This is a genomic window from Kitasatospora sp. NPDC029367 (assembly GCF_055569135.1).
This window is the reverse complement of the sequence record NZ_JBVHYH010000056.1, coordinates 27,408-42,079: the sequence shown is the minus strand read 5'-3', so window position 1 is coordinate 42,079 and position 14,672 is coordinate 27,408. Positions and strand designations below refer to the sequence as shown.

The 14,672-nt window shown below is 74.4% G+C and carries 16 protein-coding genes; 10 read left to right on the top strand and 6 right to left on the bottom strand.

Features of this window, described 5'->3' with window-relative positions; all coding sequences use genetic code 11:
* Positions 1-42: 42 nt before the first annotated feature.
* Positions 43-1,332 (bottom strand): serine hydrolase domain-containing protein, encoded by a 1,290-nt coding sequence (locus ACZ4W5_RS26625; protein ID WP_465657364.1) that lies wholly within the window; start codon positions 1,330-1,332, stop codon positions 43-45.
* Between the two features lie 328 nt (positions 1,333-1,660).
* On the opposite strand from ACZ4W5_RS26625, the gene ACZ4W5_RS26620 reads away from it, so the two are divergent.
* The 3 genes from ACZ4W5_RS26620 to ACZ4W5_RS26610 all read left to right on the top strand — a co-directional run bounded on the left by ACZ4W5_RS26620 (position 1,661) and on the right by ACZ4W5_RS26610 (position 4,396).
* Positions 1,661-2,656, top strand: a complete 996-nt coding sequence (locus tag ACZ4W5_RS26620) for a phospholipase D-like domain-containing protein (RefSeq protein ID WP_465657363.1) — start codon at positions 1,661-1,663, stop codon at positions 2,654-2,656.
* A gap of 110 nt (positions 2,657-2,766) precedes the next feature.
* A complete protein-coding gene (locus tag ACZ4W5_RS26615) occupies positions 2,767-3,681 on the top strand; it encodes an alkaline phosphatase family protein (RefSeq protein ID WP_465657362.1) in 915 nt (304 codons plus the stop codon).
* A 115-nt stretch (positions 3,682-3,796) separates the two neighbouring features.
* Complete coding sequence (locus tag ACZ4W5_RS26610; protein WP_465657360.1) at positions 3,797-4,396, top strand: hypothetical protein; 600 nt, start codon at positions 3,797-3,799, stop codon at positions 4,394-4,396.
* Here the strand turns inward: ACZ4W5_RS26610 and ACZ4W5_RS26605 are convergent.
* Both ACZ4W5_RS26605 and ACZ4W5_RS26600 read right to left on the bottom strand, forming a co-directional pair.
* Positions 4,384-5,442 carry a hypothetical protein gene (locus ACZ4W5_RS26605; RefSeq protein WP_465657359.1) on the bottom strand — a complete coding sequence of 353 codons (1,059 nt, stop codon included), beginning with the start codon at positions 5,440-5,442 and terminating at the stop codon, positions 4,384-4,386. The genes ACZ4W5_RS26610 and ACZ4W5_RS26605 overlap by 13 nt on opposite strands.
* Before the next feature lie 175 nt (positions 5,443-5,617).
* On the bottom strand, positions 5,618-6,088 hold the full coding sequence (locus tag ACZ4W5_RS26600; RefSeq protein WP_465657358.1) for a nuclear transport factor 2 family protein: 471 nt from the start codon (positions 6,086-6,088) through the stop codon (positions 5,618-5,620).
* Positions 6,089-6,190: 102 nt separating this feature from the next.
* Between ACZ4W5_RS26600 and ACZ4W5_RS26595 the strand changes: the two genes are divergently transcribed.
* Positions 6,191-6,778, top strand: coding sequence for a TetR/AcrR family transcriptional regulator (locus tag ACZ4W5_RS26595; RefSeq protein ID WP_465657356.1), 588 nt, complete (start codon positions 6,191-6,193; stop codon positions 6,776-6,778).
* Positions 6,779-6,842: 64 nt separating this feature from the next.
* On the opposite strand, the gene ACZ4W5_RS26590 is transcribed toward ACZ4W5_RS26595, so the two are convergent.
* On the bottom strand, positions 6,843-7,766 hold the full coding sequence (locus ACZ4W5_RS26590) for a chitosanase (protein WP_465657354.1): 924 nt from the start codon (positions 7,764-7,766) through the stop codon (positions 6,843-6,845).
* 210 nt (positions 7,767-7,976) lie between these two features.
* On the opposite strand from ACZ4W5_RS26590, the gene ACZ4W5_RS26585 reads away from it, so the two are divergent.
* Together ACZ4W5_RS26585 and ACZ4W5_RS26580 are read left to right on the top strand one after the other, a co-directional pair.
* Positions 7,977-8,120: a hypothetical protein gene (locus tag ACZ4W5_RS26585; RefSeq protein WP_360240603.1), complete on the top strand. Its 144-nt coding sequence runs from the start codon at positions 7,977-7,979 to the stop codon at positions 8,118-8,120.
* Entirely contained in the window at positions 8,110-8,274 is a 165-nt protein-coding gene (locus tag ACZ4W5_RS26580) for a hypothetical protein (RefSeq protein ID WP_465657352.1), read from the top strand. The genes ACZ4W5_RS26585 and ACZ4W5_RS26580 overlap by 11 nt, the downstream gene beginning before the upstream one ends.
* Before the next feature lie 7 nt (positions 8,275-8,281).
* On the opposite strand, the gene ACZ4W5_RS26575 is transcribed toward ACZ4W5_RS26580, so the two are convergent.
* Positions 8,282-9,559 (bottom strand): DUF5685 family protein, encoded by a 1,278-nt coding sequence (locus ACZ4W5_RS26575; RefSeq protein ID WP_465657351.1) that lies wholly within the window; start codon positions 9,557-9,559, stop codon positions 8,282-8,284.
* A 212-nt stretch (positions 9,560-9,771) separates the two neighbouring features.
* Here ACZ4W5_RS26575 and ACZ4W5_RS26570 point away from each other — a divergent pair, with 212 nt between their 5' ends.
* Genes ACZ4W5_RS26570 through ACZ4W5_RS26560 form a run of 3 tightly spaced genes read left to right on the top strand, consistent with a single transcriptional unit; the run spans position 9,772 to position 12,530 of the window.
* Entirely contained in the window at positions 9,772-10,335 is a 564-nt protein-coding gene (locus ACZ4W5_RS26570; protein ID WP_402480424.1) for a helix-turn-helix domain-containing protein, read from the top strand.
* A complete protein-coding gene (locus ACZ4W5_RS26565; protein ID WP_465657349.1) occupies positions 10,332-11,816 on the top strand; it encodes an MFS transporter in 1,485 nt (494 codons plus the stop codon). Before ACZ4W5_RS26570 ends, ACZ4W5_RS26565 begins: the two co-directional genes overlap by 4 nt.
* A gap of 27 nt (positions 11,817-11,843) precedes the next feature.
* On the top strand, positions 11,844-12,530 hold the full coding sequence (locus ACZ4W5_RS26560; protein WP_465657348.1) for an alpha/beta fold hydrolase: 687 nt from the start codon (positions 11,844-11,846) through the stop codon (positions 12,528-12,530).
* Between the two features lie 115 nt (positions 12,531-12,645).
* On the opposite strand, the gene ACZ4W5_RS26555 is transcribed toward ACZ4W5_RS26560, so the two are convergent.
* The gene (locus ACZ4W5_RS26555) at positions 12,646-14,058 is read right to left on the bottom strand and encodes a DUF2252 domain-containing protein (protein WP_360240586.1); all 1,413 of its coding nucleotides are present in this window, start codon (positions 14,056-14,058) and stop codon (positions 12,646-12,648) included.
* A gap of 160 nt (positions 14,059-14,218) precedes the next feature.
* Between ACZ4W5_RS26555 and ACZ4W5_RS26550 the strand changes: the two genes are divergently transcribed.
* On the top strand, positions 14,219-14,672 hold a 454-nt coding region (locus ACZ4W5_RS26550; RefSeq protein WP_465657347.1), incomplete at its 3' end, for a DUF2809 domain-containing protein.

Genomic DNA, 14,672 nt, shown 5'->3' with positions numbered 1-14,672 from the left:
TCCTGGGCCAGACCCGCGGTCAGATCGGGGTCAGATCCTGGGTCAGATCCGGGTGTCCTCCACCACCGGCAGACCCTGGTCGTGCTGGACGGTCCGCTGGTTCTGCTGGGCCGGGGCGTTGCCGGTGCGCGGCGCGACCTTCGCCGTCGCCGGCTTCTTCCCGCAGAAGGCCGGCTCCAACGCGTTCATCAGGCCCTGGGTGACCGAGCCGTTGTTGGAAGCGTTGGCGAAGACCACCACCGAGCGCTGCCCGTCCGGGGTGGTGAAGGACTGGGTCTGGAAGCCCTGGACGATGCCGCCGTGCCCGTACACGTCGCCGCAGGTCAGCGAGATGCGGCGGAGCCCCAGCCCGTAGGAGATCTTGGCGGTGGGGGTGGGCAGCGCGGCCTCCATCTGGCGGAGGGAGTCGTCCGAGACCAGCCCGCCGTCGCCGCCGGCCATCAGCGCGGTGAGGAAGCGGTCGAGGTCCTCGGCGGTGGAGATGACGGCTCCGGCGGCCCACACCCAGGAACCGTTCTGCTCGGTGGAGTCCAGCAGCGGCTTGGTGCGGTCGTCGTTGGTGAGGTAGCCGGTGACGTGGGGGCCGTCGATCCGCTGGTCGGGGACGACGAAGGAGGTCTGGCCGAGGCCGAGCGGCTCGATGATCCGCTCGCGCAGCACGTCGGCGTAGGGCCGGCCGGTGAGGTGCTCGACGGCCAGGCCCAGCAGCACGAAGTCGGTGTTGGAGTAGGAGTAGCGGCTGCCCGGCGGGTACTGCTGCCCGTGCTTGACGGACATCGCGACCAGGTCGGCCGGGGCGTACACCGTGCTGCGGATGCGGGCCTCGAACGCGCTGGTGGTCTCCTCGCCGGCCTGCTCCAGCAGGTCGTTGGTGTGGTCGTAGACGCCGGCCCGGTGCTCCATCACCTGGCGGCCGGTCATCGTCCAGCCGTCCGGGAGGGTGCCGGCCGGCAGGTAGTCGCGCAGCGGCCTGTCGAGGTCGATCCGGCCTTCCTGTGCCAGCTGCATCACGAGAACGGCGGTGAACATCTTGCTGTTGCTGCCGACCCGGAACCTCCACGCGGAGTTCATCGGGGTCCCGTCCAGGTCGGCCTTGCCGGCGGTCAGGGAGCGGGTCAGCTCGTCCTCGCCGTGGTCGCGGATGACCGCGAAGGCGCCGGGGGCGCCGGCGGCGATGGTGGCTCGAAGCGCGCTCTGCACCCCCGCGGTGTCGGGGGTGGGCAGGGCCGGGCCGTCCTGGCCGGCGGCCAGGGCGGGTACGGCTCCGGTGGCCGCCAGGACGGCAGCGGCGGCGGCCACCGCGAGCGGACGCAGCAGACGGGTCTTCGCCATGTTCCTCGGCTCTCTCGTGCGCTGACGCGGTGTCGGGTCGCGTCGGGTCGGTGATCACTATCACCGGTTCGGGCGGTCGGTGGCAATGTGAACCTTCGTGCCCGCTTCGTCCGTTGTCGGGCCGTTTTGCCGGGGCACGATCCGTTCTCCGGCTCGGGGGCAAGGTTTTACCTCCCGTCATCTACCCGCGTTGACCACTGCGACCGCATGCTGTTCGGGCCGTTCCGTTCGGCGTGTCCACGTCGTCCATGTGGCTCACGCCACCTGACGCGTCCGCCTCCCGGTGCCGCCACGCGCCGACCTCCCCCTCACCGACCATGGAGTCCCCATGCCCCTGGCCACCCTCGCGCGCCGCGCCGGCGCCCTGCTGCTCGTCGGCGCCGGCCTGATATCCGCCTCCGGCGCCGCCCACGCCGACGCCGCCGTCACCGCCGGCTACTCGACGATCGTCTTCCCGGACCAGGACCACAGCGCGGTCTACAGCCTGATCAACTCGGCCACCAGGTCCGTCGACGTGACGATGTACGAGCTGCGCGACACCACGGCCGTGAACGCCCTGATCGCCCGTCAGCGCGCCGGGGTTCGGGTCCGGGTGATCCTGGACGGCAAGCACAGCTCGGTCAACGGCGCCGCCTACTCCGCGCTCAAGGCCGCCGGCGTCGGCGTGACGTACTCCTCCTCGGCGTTCGTCTACACCCACCAGAAGACCGTCACCGTGGACGGCGCCAAGTCGCTGATCCTGACCGGGAACCTGGACGCCACCTACTACTCCAGCAGCCGCGACTACGGGGTCGTCGACACCGACGCCAACGACGTCGCCGCGATCGAGCAGGTCTTCGCCGCCGACTACGCCAAGACCTCGATCACCCCCTCGGACGGCGACAACCTGGTCTGGTCGCCCACCGACTCGCAGGACCGCCTGCTGGCGCTGATCAACGGCGCCCGGACCTCGCTGGACGTCGAGGAGCTGGAGTTCGGCGACCCGGCCCTGGTCGACGCCATCACCGCCGCCGCCGACCGCGGTGTCACCGTCCGCGTCGTCGGGATGAACCCGGACACCTACGGCTCCTCCTTCGACGAGGTCACCACGGCCGGCGCCAAGGTGGTCACCTACTCCTCCACCACCGGCCTGTACATCCACGCCAAGGCCATCGTCGCCGACTACGGCATGCCCACCGCCAAGGTGTTCGCCGGCTCGGAGAACTTCTCCGACAACTCGCTGAACAACAACCGCGAGCTGGGCCTGATCGTCTCCGACTCCGGGGTGCTCACCACGATCGAGTCGACCTTCGCCACCGACTTCGCCAACGGCACGCCGTACTAGGCCGGTCCGGCGGATCGGTCCGGTAGGCCGGTCCGGTCGCACTCCGGGTAGCTCAGTCACCTCCCGTCCGGGCGGCCCAGCCGGGGCCGCCCTCCACCCGAGGAAACGTCATGACTTCGTCCGCGAAGCCCCTGAACGACGCCCCCCGTCCGCGCTCCCGCTCCCGCCGCACCGCGACCGCGATCGGCTCGGCCGTCGCCCTGGTCGCCGCCTCGGCCGGGCTGTGGGCCGCCACCGCCAGCACCGCGCAGGCCGCCGGGCTGCCCACGCCCGACCACATCGTGGTCGTGGTGATGGAGAACCACGCCTACAGCCAGGTCATCGGCAGCAGCAGCGCCCCCTACCTCAACAACACCCTCAAGGCGGGCGGCGCCAACCTCACCCAGTCCTACGCCATCACCCACCCCAGCGAGCCGAACTACTACGCGCTGTTCTCCGGCTCCACCCAGGGCCGGGTCGACGACAGCTGCGTGACGGTCGGCGGCTTCCAGGCCCCGAACCTGGCCTCCGAGGTGCTCGCCGCCGGGAAGACCTGGGCGAGCTACAACGAGACCCTGCCCAGCCAGGGCAGCACGGTGTGCAGCAGCGGCAAGTACGCGCAGAAGCACAACCCCTGGTTCGGCTTCGGGAACGTCCCGCTCGACAGCGCCAAGACCTTCGCCCAGTTCCCGACCGACTACACCACGCTGCCCAACGTGTCGTTCGTGGTCCCGAACCTGTGCAGCGACATGCACGACTGCTCGGTCGGCACCGGCGACACCTGGATCAAGAACAACCTCGGCGGGTACGCCGCCTGGGCGCAGAGCCACAACAGCCTGCTCGTCGTCACCTTCGACGAGGACAACAGCCTGTCCGGCAACCGCATCCCGACCCTGGTCTACGGCGCCCATGTGACGCCGGGCAGCAGCAGCTCCACCACCTACAACCACTACAACGTGCTGCGCACCCTGGAGGACCTCTCCGGGGCGAGCGGCCACGCGGGCAACGCGGCCGGTGCCACGGACGTCACCGGCATCTGGAACTGACCCCGCGCGGCTGACGGGCACCCACCCCGGACCGGCGAACGCCCCGGCGGTCGCCGGTTTCCGGCGGGCGGTGGCCGGTGGCGGCGGCGGGTGCCCGGCTGGTATCGATAGGGGCGTGCGATTCGAACAGGTGCCGATGCCGGAGCAGGTGGGGGAGCGCCCCCGGGACGCCCGGGGGTACCCGGTGCCGGCGATCACGCCGTGGCAGGACGGGCAGCCGCAGTTCGCGCTGACCGACCACGGGCGCAGCGCCGACTGCGCGCTGGAGCGCCGCTGTTCGGTGTGCGGCGCCCTCATGCCGCGCGGTCCGGTCTGGCGGGTGGTCGGTCCGGCGGAGAGCGCCGCGATCGCGGAGGCGCTCGGGGCCGGGCGCCCGTACCGCAATCTGGCGCCGACCATGGAGGGCCCGGGTCACCGCGCCTGCATGCTGTATGCGTCGATGGTGTGCCCGTACCTGGCCCGGCCCAACGCCCGTCGGCGGGTGAGCGCCGCGGGCGCGGGGGAGGGGCTGACCGCTGCCGCCGTCCGTGGCGCGGCGCGCGGTGGGACGGGCGCGGTGGTCGGGTTCGGCGACTACGAGTACGCGGTCACCGAGGAGCGGGTGCTGTTCCGCTTCCTCGACCTGGTCGAGTTCCTGCCGCACGAGTCGGCGGACGAGCACCTCGCGGAGCTGCGTGTCGAGTTGGCGCGCCCGGCCCCGGATCAGGGCCGGTAGACCGGCAGGCCCTTGACGGTGGAGACCTGGACCGGCGCCGCCGAGCCGTCGGCCGGTACGGTGCTGACGCCGTCCGGGGTGCGGGCCGCGACGGTCCTGCCGTCGGGGGACCACGCGGGCTCGGTGTAGTCCGTGGTGGCCGAGGGGGTGAGGTCCTTCTCGGTCGTCCGGTCGTGCTCGGTGGAGCGGGTGAACAGGTGGTCGTGGCCGTTCACCGAGCGGACGAAGACGATGTTCCCGCCGTCCGGGGACAGCGCGGGCTGGGAGCCCTTGCCGATGTCCCGGGTGGCCGGGCGGATGTAGTCGTCGTAGATGTACACCTCGCCGGACGGGGTGTTGGCGTACGCGATGTCGGCCCGCTGCCCACCGGCGTTGGCCCAGGTGTTGCCGGTCTGCGGCGGCTGCGGGGCGCCGGCCGCGTCGCCGGCCTCGGAGTTGTGCGGGGCGAGTTCCTCGACGGCGCCGCCCTTGGCGGGCACCTTCTCCAGCCGCAGCACGCCGCCCTTGCTGGAGGTGAACACGATGTTGTTGTAGCGGTCGGTCTCGTCGGGCACCGCGCCGCCGCTCGGCCCCTTGTCGGCGTGCTGCCAGGTCGGGTGGGACCAGGTCTCGCCACTGGGGGCCTTGGCGAGGGTCGCCCTGCCGCTGCCGTCCGGGGCGGCGGTCAGCAGGTTGCCGTCGCCGTCGACGAAGACGGCCTTCTTGCCGTCGGGGGACCACGCGAGGTCGCGCACCACGGTGCCGAAGTCGACGGTGGTGCCGTTCATGGCGACCGTCCGGGTGCCCGTGCTGATGGTCAGGTGGTTGGCCGCGGAGGTGCCGTTGACCTCCTTGCCGCCGGGCTCCTTGCCCCCCGGCTCCTTGCCGCCCGGCGCGGGGCTGCCGGAGTGCGATCCGCCGCCCGGCGCCGCCGTGACCGGCGCGCTGGGGGCGGCGGTCGATCCGGAGTCGCCGTTCTCGGGGCCGCAGGCGGAGAGCAGGACCGCGCCCGCGGTGGTCATCAGGGCGATGGCGGCGGCGGTGCCGAATCTGTTGCGCACGGACATCTCTTGGTCCCCCTCGGTGGTGCTGTGGCTTTCGACAAGGAGGTTCCCAGCCCGAGGTCCGCGGCCGGTGGGGGCTTCGTCACAACCCTGGAACAGTGCGGGCCCGTCGGCGTCGGGACTGGGCCGGGCCGCCCGACGCCGCGTCAACCGGCCGCGCCCGCAGCGGCCGGAGCGCTCAGAGGCCGAGCTCGGTGAGGCCCGGGTGGCTGTCCGGGCGTGGGCCGGCCGGCCAGTGCAGCAGGCGCTCCCCGGGGGCGATCGGCAGGTCGTTGATGCAGGCGAGCCGACGGGCCATCAGGCCGTTCGCGTCGAACTCCCAGTTCTCGTTCCCGTACGAGCGGTACCACTGCCCGGCGTCGTCGTGCCACTCGTAGGCGAAGCGGACGGCGATCCGGTCGCCGTCGTGCGCCCACAGCTCCTTGACCAGGCGGTAGTCGAGTTCGCGCTGCCACTTGCGGGTGAGGAAGGCGGCGATCTGCTCGCGGCCGGTGAGGAACTCGGCCCGGTTGCGCCAGCGGCTGTCGGGCGTGTAGGCGAGGGCGACGCGCCGCGGGTCGCGGGTGTTCCAGGCGTCCTCGGCGGCGCGGACCTTGCGGTGGGCGGACTCCTCGGTGAAGGGGGGTACGGGAGGGCGCTGTTCGGTCACGGGATTCTCCTTGAGAACGGGCGTTCCGCCGGTGAGAACGATCGTTCTCACCTTGGTCGCTACCCTAGGAGAATCATCGTTCTCACGCAAAGGGCACGGCAGATGGAACAGATGGACCCGCTGGAACAGATCGACCCGCGGACCCGGATCCTCGACGCGGCCGAGGAGCTGTTCTACGGACGGGGCGTCCAGGCGGTCGGGATGGACGCCGTCCGGGCCGCCTCCGGGCTGACCATGCGCCGCGTCTACCAGCACTTCCCGGCCAAGGACGAGCTGGTCGAGGCGTACCTGCGGCGGCGCGACGCGCGGTGGCGGGCGAGCCTGGCCGTCCACGTCGCCCGGGCCGGCGGCACGCCCCGGGAGCAGGTGCTCGCGGTCTTCGACTGGCTCGGCCGGTGGTTCGCCGAGCCCGGGTTCCGCGGCTGCGCCTTCGTGAACTCCTTCGGCGAGCTGGGCGCGACCAGCCCCGCCGTCGCGGCCGCCGCCCGGCACCACAAGGCGGAGTTCGCCGGGTACCTGGCCGGCCTGGTCGACGCCGCCGGCGCCCCGCCCGCCACCGCCGCCCAGCTCGCGCTGCTGGCCGAGGGTGCGATCACCGTCGCCGCCGTGCACGGGGACCCGGCCGCCGCCGCGGAGGCCCGCGCGGCCGCCGCTCTGCTGCTGGACGCGGCGGCACCCGTACGGAGCTGAACGCGGCGGCCGTTCGGGGCCGGGGTCCGGGTCCACACTCCCGGACCCCGGGTCGGGGGGCGGCTCAGTCGATGGTGTAGCCGGAGCCGTAGGCGGTGACGGTGAACGGGCCGTCCAGGTCGTAGTTGCCGGTGGCGGCGATCCGCCGCAGGCACTCGACCCGGTCGACGGACTTGCGCCACTCCTCGGCGGTGGAGGAGTTGGAGGGGTTGTTCAGGTCGTCGATCCGGACGTCGAAGAAGGCGTCCAGCCAGGCGCGCTCACCGGCGGCCGAGGGTGCGCCGACCCTGGCCGTGGTCCGGCCGATCAGCGCGGGCAGGGCGTCGTACTCGCTGCCGTTGCCGTGCTGGATGGAGGCGTCGTAGAGCTCGGCGCGGGCCAGCGCGGTGGTCAGGCCGAGCCGGTCGGCCTGGTCCATGGCCGGGGTGAAGTAGCGCTGGTCGACCTGGTCGTCCTGGACCTGCCGGAAGGCCGGGTCCTGGGCGGCCTGCTGCCAGGCGGCGATGTAGTCGGCCTCGGGCAGGCCGCTGGTGTCGCCGCTGCCGGCGGCGGCCAGGCGCTCCAGTTCGGGGATGAAGCGGGCGAGCGGGTTGTCGGGGGCGACCGCGGTGTAGGCGCGGACCACCTTGAGGGCGTCGCCGTCGTTGGTGGTGAACCCGGCCCGGCCCGCCGTGACGCCGCGGCCGTCGTTGATGTTCTCCGCGTAGCCGTACTGGATGGTGGTGGTGCTGTTCTCGAAGACGCTGACCAGCTGGTCGGCGCGGCGGCGCTGGTCGGGGGTGAGCCCGCCGGCGGGCACCCGGGGGGCGGTGCCCGCCTGTCGGGCCGCGGCCGCCGGGGCGGCGGGCTGCTCCGGTGCGGCCTGGGCCGGGCCCACGGCCCAGGCGCCGCAGGCGGCGGTGGACAGGAGGAAGGCGGCGAGTGCCGTCCCGGTGCTCACTGCCCGGGCGGTGTTCCTGGTGGTCCTGCCGGCGGTGCTGCGGTTCATGGGGAGGTCGTCCTCTCGGTGGGGGGGAAGAGGTCGTGCTCGGATCCGGCGATTCTTGTTAGGAAACCTTCCTAACGATGGGCATTGAACCACCGGCCGCTGCCCCCGCCAAGCCGTCGGGCGGGGTGGAGTTCGGTGCGGGTACGCCCCTTCTGCCCCACGCGCCCCTCGTTTATCGCCCGTTGATCGCCGCCGCCTAGCGTCGGGGCCATGGACGACAGGACGGCCGAGTGGCCGGGGGCGGCGCCCGAGGGGCGGATGACCGAGCAGGACGCCGAGCGGTTCCGGCAGTTGCTGGCCGGGCTGGAGAGCTCGCTGGCGGCGGACCGGGAGGTGGCGGGGCGTGAGACCTGAGGCCGCCGAGCCGCGCGGCCCGGTGGCGGTGCTGCCGCTCTGGCGGCGCGGGGAGGAGTACCGGGGCGCGGACCGGCCCGGGGTGCTGCGGGGGCACCCCGGGCCGGTGGCGTCGGATCAGCCGGAGCCGGAGCCGGAGCCGGAGCGGAACTGATCGTCCGTCAGCAGTCGCACCCGCAGTCGCAGCCGTCGCAGCCGCAGGAATCGCAGCAGTCGCACCCGCACTTGCCGCACTCGCAGCAGCTGGGGTCGCAGCAGTCGCAGGCGTTGCAGCAGTCGTGCCGCTCGCAGAAGCCCTTGCGGCGCTCCCGGCTGAACGGGTCGTCGTGCTCGCAGCAGAGCAGCTGGCAGGAGCAGGCCATCAGCGCCCACACCGCGCACCCGGCGAGCAGGTTGCGCGGGTGCGGCGGCTTCCCGCCGAGCGGCGGGCCGAAGCCCGGGCCCTGCGGCACCCACGGGGGGAGGGGCGCCTGGTCCGGGGCCTGGCCGGGCGGCACCTGCCGCGGCGGCGAGTCCTGCGGGGTGTCGGCGGCGGCGTGCTCGGCCCCGGCCGGACCGCGCCGACAGCTCGCCGCGTGCCCGGCCCGGCCGAAGACCCGGTCCACCGCGGTCTCCGTCTCGTGGGCGAGCAGCACGTGCACCAGGGCCCGGTCGGTGAGCTCGACCTCCCGGAGCGCGAGCCGGATGCCGTGCACGGCGTCCCGGCAGAGCCGTTCGGCCTCGGCCCGGTCGGTGCCGGTGGCGGTCAGCGGGTTCCAGGCGCCCGAGGCGGCGTCGGCCGCCTGGTCCTCGGCGGCGTCCAGCAGGTGGGCGAGCCGGCCGAACAGCCGCCCGGCCTCGGCGAGCGGGGCGGCGTTGCCGGGCCGCCCGGCGATCACGGCGGTGTGCGCGAAGGCGGCCGAGGTGGCGGTCTCGGTGGGCTCGGTGACCAGCAGCACGGAGCCGCCGGGCCGCAGCGAGCGCTCCAACTCGCCCTGCCGGGAGGCGGCGTCGAGCAGCACGGCGGTGTCGAAGCCGACCGCGGAGGCGCTGCCCGCGCTCTGCCGGTCCCAGCGCCTGGTCACCGCGCGGGCCCCGGCGGCCACCGGGCGGCGGGCGAACACGCCGTCCCGGTCCTCGACGTGGTCGCGGATCTTCACCGAGGCGAGCGCGAGCGAGACGGCGGCCGCCAGCCGGGCGCCCTCGCCCTTGGCGACGGAGGCCGTGCGCATGCCGCGCAGCGGGCAGGGCCCGGCCGTGCGGCGCCAGTTGGTGTCGGTCGGGGCGGCCTGGGCCTCGACCAGGACGGAGATGATCAGGCCGTCGTAGTTGGTGGCGGTCCGGGCGAGCTGCCCGTGGTCGTCCCGCAGGGCGAGGCAGAGCCCGCACAGGTGCGCCATCCAGGAGGTGCGGAGGCGTTCCGACAGCCGGTGGCCGCACGGTCTGATGATGCCGAACACGATCGTTGGTCCCCCTCGCCGGTGGGCCGCGGCACGGCCCCTCGGGCCGCTGACCGGCCCCTTTGTCGCCGAACATCATATGATCACCGGCTCGGTGACGGCCGACGGGCGGCCGAACCGACGCCGCCCCGAGACCGAGCCGCCGTCAGACCTTCACAGTCTCCGGAGAACTCCCGGGAAGGTGATCCCAGATCCGGGATAGCATCACGGATATGGGAATCGACACCGCCGCCGACGAGCGGCTGGCACAACGGCTCGCCGAGTTGCGGGTCGAACGCGGCTGGACGCTGGAGGAGTTGGCGCAACTGGCCGACGTCAGCCGGTCCACCCTCTCCCGGGTGGAACGCGCCGAGGTCAGCCCGACCGCCGCCCTGCTCGGGCGACTGTGCACCGTGTACGGGCGGACCATGTCCCGGCTGCTCGCCGAGGTGGAGTCCGGCCCCGCCCGGCTGGTCCGGGCCGGCGACCAGCAGCTCTGGCGCGACGAGGCCACCGGCTTCGTCCGTCGCTCGGTCTCCCCGCCGCACGGCTCGCTGCACGCCGAGATCATCGAGGGCCGGCTCCCGGCCGGCGCCGACATCGCCTACGACCGCCCCTGCCTGCCCGGGCTGGAACACCACCTCTGGCTGTTCGAGGGGCAGTTGGAACTCACCCTGGACGGCGAGGCCGAACTCCTCGGCCCCGGGGACTGCCTGCGCTACGGCTCCGGCAGCATGCGCTTTCGCAGCCTCGGCCCGGGCGAGGCCCGCTACGCCCTGGTGGTGGTCGAGTCATGAGCACCGCCACCGGCCCGATACCGGAGCGGGCGGGCAGGCAACGCTTCGACGCCGCCGGGCGCCGCGTCCTGCTGGTCTGCGTCGCGGGCGGCTTCACCACCCTGATCGACCAGTCCGTCCTGAACACCTCCCTCCCCGCCCTGCGCCAGACCCTGCACGCCCAGCCCGCCCACCTCCAGTGGATCGTCGCCGGGTACTCCCTCGCCTTCGGCCTCGCCCTGATCCCCGGCGGCCGCCTCGGCGACGTCAAGGGCCGCAAGTGGTTCTTCGTCACCGGCCTGGCCCTGTTCACCGCGGTCAGCCTGGTCTCCGCGACCGCCACCGCCCCGGAGGTGCTGATCGCCGCCCGGCTGCTCCAGGGCGTCGGCGCCGGACTGGTCAACTCCCAGATGATCGGCACCCTCCAGGACGTCTTCGACGGCCAGCTGCGCGCCCGCGCCCTCGGGATGTACGCCGTCACCGGCAGCCTCGCCTTCGCCCTCGGCCCGCCGGTCGGCGGCCTCGTCCTGGCGGCGGCCGGCCCCGAACTCGGCTGGCGGCTGACCTTCCTGCTCAACCTCCCGTTCGGCCTGGCGACCCTGCTGCTGGCCGTGCGACACCTGCCCGCGCCCCGCCCGGCCACCCGGCACGCCGACCTCGACCTGCTCGGCCTGCTGCTGGTCGGCGCGCTCACCCTCGCCCTGATGCTGCCCTTCGTCCAACCGCCCGGCTGGGCCGGCTGGCTGGCCTTCGGAGCCGGCGCCCTGGCCCTGCTCGGCGCACTGGTCGGATGGCAGCGCCGCTACGCCCGGACCGGCGGGCACCCGCTGATCCACCCCGCCCTCAGCCGCTCCGCGCCGTACGCGCTCGGCACGGCCACCGCGATGGCCCAGTTCGGCTCCTCGCTGGCCGCCTCGCTCGTCCTCACCATGTTCCTCCAGGACGGCCTGGGGCTGTCCCCGATGGGCGCCGCCCTGGTCTCGCTGCCCTCCGCGCTGGCCATGGCGGCGGCCTCCGCGCTCGCCTGGCGGGTGGTGCAGCGGCTCGGCCGGCGCACCGTCACCCTCGGGATGACCGGCTCCGCGCTCGCCATGCTGCTCAGCGGCGCCGTCGCGCACTGGGCCCCGGCCGCCGTGCTGCCCTGGCTGCTCGCCTTGCTCCAACTGCTCAGCGGCGCCTCGGTCGGCCTGATGGGCTCCACCAACCAGGCCTACGTGCTGCGCCACGCGCCCGCCGAGGCGGCCGGGGTCAGCGGGGCGATCCTGCAGATGGCGCAGCGGATCGCGGCGGCCGTCGCGGTCTCCGCGCTGTCCGGGGTCTACCTGCGCGAGACGGCCGGGGGCGGCGGCCACCGCTCCGCCTACCTGGCGGCGAGCCTGGTCTGCGCGGCGGTGGCCGGACTCGCCGTGCTGGCCTCGGTGTTCGCCGGCCGGGCGGCCGGGCCGGAACGCACCCCCGACGGCACCGCCCCGGTGCGCCGAGGGCGAACGGCCGTCCGGTAGCAGCCGGTCGGCGCGTACGGTGTCGCCATGACGACAGTACGAACGGTGGAACTGCCCGGCGTCACGCTCGCCTACCGGGAGAGCGGACGCCCCGACGGCCCGCCGCTGGTGCTGCTGCACGCCCTCGGCGAGCGCGCCGCCGACTGGGAGCCGGTGCTGCCCGAGCTCGCTCCCGACCACCACGTGTACGCGCTCGACCTGCGCGGCCACGGCGACAGCGGCCGCACCGCCCGCTACGGCCTGGCCGAGATGCGCGAGGACGTGCTCGCCTTCCTCGACGCGCTCGGCCTGGCCCGGGTCGACCTGGTCGGCCACTCGATGGGCGGCGTGGTCGCCTACCTGCTCGCCCAGGCCGCACCCGAGCGGGTCGACCGGCTCGTCCTGGAGGACATCGCCGCCCTGTACCCGCGCCCGTCGAGCGTGCCGCCCGAGGGCGCGGACGAACCGGCGCACTTCGACTGGGCGATGGTCCGGGCCGTCAAGGCGCAGCTCGACACCCCCGACCCGGCCTGGCGGGAGGGGCTGGCCCGGATCACCGCCCGCACCCTGGTTGTCGCCGGCGGTGCCACCAGCCACATCCCGCAGGAACGGGTCGCCGAACTCGCCCGGCTCGTCCCGGACTGCCGCCTGGTCACCATCGAGGCCGGGCACCTGGTGCACCGCACCCGGCCCGCCGAGTACGTCGCCGCCGTGGCCCCGTTCCTGGCGCCCTGAGCGACCCGGCCGTCCTGCCCGGACCCGCCGGCCGTCCCGCCGGGATCCGCCGGCAGTCCCGCCCGGACCCGCCGGTCGACGTCCTCGGCCGCCGGTGCCCGGTACGACCGCCCCCTCAGACCCCCTGCTCGGCGGGCAGCCGCCCGCTGCGCACCGCCGCCAGCAGCTCGGCGTGGTCGGCCTCGGTGCGGTCCGCGTAGGTGACGGCGAAGGCCGCGACCGCCTCGTCCAGCGCCTCGTTCTTGCCGCAGTACCCGGCGAGCAGCCCCGGGTCGGCGGTGTGGGCGTGCGCCCGGGCGAGCAGCGCGCCGGTGATCCGGGCGTAGTCGTCCAGCTGGCCCGGCAGCAGCGCGGCCGGGTCGACGCTGCCCTTGCGGTTGCGGAACTGCCGCACCTGGTAGGGGAGTCCGTCCACGGTGGTCCACCCGAGCAGGGTGTCGCTGACCACCTGCATGTGCTTCTGGCCGAGCACCACGCGCCGCCCCTCGTGCTCCTCCGGCCGCTGCCCCCGGCCGCCGTCCAGGTACGGCAGCAGGACGGACGGCCGGGCCTCCTTCACCTGGAGCACCAGCGGCTGGTCCCGGTGGTCGGTGAGCAGCACGACGTACGAGCGGGTGCCGACGCTGCCGGTGCCGACCACCCGGAACGCCACGTCCTGCACCCGGTAGCGGGACAGCAGGGTGCGCACCTCGGCGGGCACCGTCGCCACGTACGGTCCGAGCGCCCCGGCCACCGCCCGGGCGGTCGCGTCGGTGACCTCGGTGAGCACCGGCGGAGCGGCCGTGAAGCGCCAACCGCCGTCCGCGGTACGGATGGTGCTGCGGGCGGCGAACCGGGCGCTGGTGTTGCCGAGGGCCTTCGCGCCGACCCTGGTCAGCACCTCGGTGAGGTCGTGCGCCTCGGTGAAGGACACCAACTGCTCGTCCGCCACGGCGTTCCAGGCGTCCAGGGCGGGCAGCTTGGCGAGCGTGCGCATGGTGCGCCGGTAGGAGGCGGCCGCGTGTGCGGCGGCGGCCCGGGCGGTGGTCTCGCTCGCCCCGGTCTCCCGCCCGGCCAGCACCAGGCTGGTGGCCAGCCGCTTGAGGTCCCACTCCCAGGGGCCGGGCACGGTCTCGTCGAAGTCGTTGATGTCCATCACGAGTTGGCCGCGCGCGTCGCCGTACAGGCCGAAGTTGGCCGCGTGGGCGTCCCCGCACAGCTGCGCGGTGACGCCGGTCACCGGAGTGCCCGCGAGGTCGGCGGCCATCAGCCCGGCCGACCCGCGCAGGAAGGCGAAGGGCGTGGCGGCCATCCGGCCGACCCGGATCGGCACCAGCCCGGGGATCCGGCCGGCGTTGGAGGCCTCGATCGCCGCCACGGCGGTGGGCCGGTCGGGCGCGGGCGCGAACTCCGCGTGCCGCTCCCGGGGGACGCGCTCGCGCAGGGCCTTGCCCTGCTCGCGGGCCCGCTGCGCCCGGCCGTCCGGGCCGGTCGCGAATCCGGGGACGCCGAACTGCCGCCGTGCCGTGCTGCCTCTGTTCTCCGTCACTGTCCCCGCCCCGCCCGCCTTGCTCGAACTCCCGCCCGTGACCTGCACGGATGGCTCACCAGGGGGAGGACGTCCGGGATGGCGCGGTGGTTCCCGGGGCCGCTGGGCCAGCTGGGGCCCGCCGTGCCGCGCGGGTGGGCCGGGGCCTACCGTGGGGCGGGTGACTGAGCTTCGGAACGGCCTGACGGTACGACTTCCCGCCGCCGCGGCGGCGCTGGTGACGGTGGCGGCGGGCCTGGGCGTGCGCGCCGTGCTGACCGGCGAAGTGGCCAAGTGCGCGGGCGACGCGCTCTACACCGTGCTGGTGTACGCCCTGGTGGTGCTGGTCGTGCCCCGGGTGCGGCCGCTGCGGGCCGCCCTGGTGGCGGCCGCGGTGAGCTGGGCGGTGGAGCTGTTCCAGGCCACCGGCCTGCCGGACGCCTGGGGGCGGCACAGCGCGCTGGTGCACCTGGTGCTCGGGTCGACCTTCAACCCGCCGGACCTGTTCTGGTACCTGGTCGGCGCGGCGGGCGCCGCGCTGTCGGGACGGGGGGGGGGGGGGGGGGGGGGGGGGGGGGGGGGGGGGAGAGAGGGGGGGGGGGGGGGGGGGGGGGGGGGGGGGGGGGGGGGAGGGT

Excerpts from the sequence above, each read along its gene's own strand:
- ACZ4W5_RS26585 (WP_360240603.1), top strand. The coding sequence starts at position 7,977 with ATGGACGACAGGACGGCCGAGTGGCCGGGGGCGGCGCCCGAGGGGCGG.
- ACZ4W5_RS26560 (WP_465657348.1), top strand. The coding sequence starts at position 11,844 with ATGACGACAGTACGAACGGTGGAACTGCCCGGCGTCACGCTCGCCTAC.
- ACZ4W5_RS26570 (WP_402480424.1), top strand. The coding sequence starts at position 9,772 with ATGGGAATCGACACCGCCGCCGACGAGCGGCTGGCACAACGGCTCGCC.
- ACZ4W5_RS26595 (WP_465657356.1), top strand. The coding sequence starts at position 6,191 with ATGGAACAGATGGACCCGCTGGAACAGATCGACCCGCGGACCCGGATC.
- ACZ4W5_RS26590 (WP_465657354.1), bottom strand. The coding sequence starts at position 7,766 with ATGAACCGCAGCACCGCCGGCAGGACCACCAGGAACACCGCCCGGGCA.
- ACZ4W5_RS26565 (WP_465657349.1), top strand. The coding sequence starts at position 10,332 with ATGAGCACCGCCACCGGCCCGATACCGGAGCGGGCGGGCAGGCAACGC.
- ACZ4W5_RS26620 (WP_465657363.1), top strand. The coding sequence starts at position 1,661 with ATGCCCCTGGCCACCCTCGCGCGCCGCGCCGGCGCCCTGCTGCTCGTC.
- ACZ4W5_RS26605 (WP_465657359.1), bottom strand. The coding sequence starts at position 5,442 with ATGTCCGTGCGCAACAGATTCGGCACCGCCGCCGCCATCGCCCTGATG.
- ACZ4W5_RS26615 (WP_465657362.1), top strand. The coding sequence starts at position 2,767 with ATGACTTCGTCCGCGAAGCCCCTGAACGACGCCCCCCGTCCGCGCTCC.
- ACZ4W5_RS26625 (WP_465657364.1), bottom strand. The coding sequence starts at position 1,332 with ATGGCGAAGACCCGTCTGCTGCGTCCGCTCGCGGTGGCCGCCGCCGCT.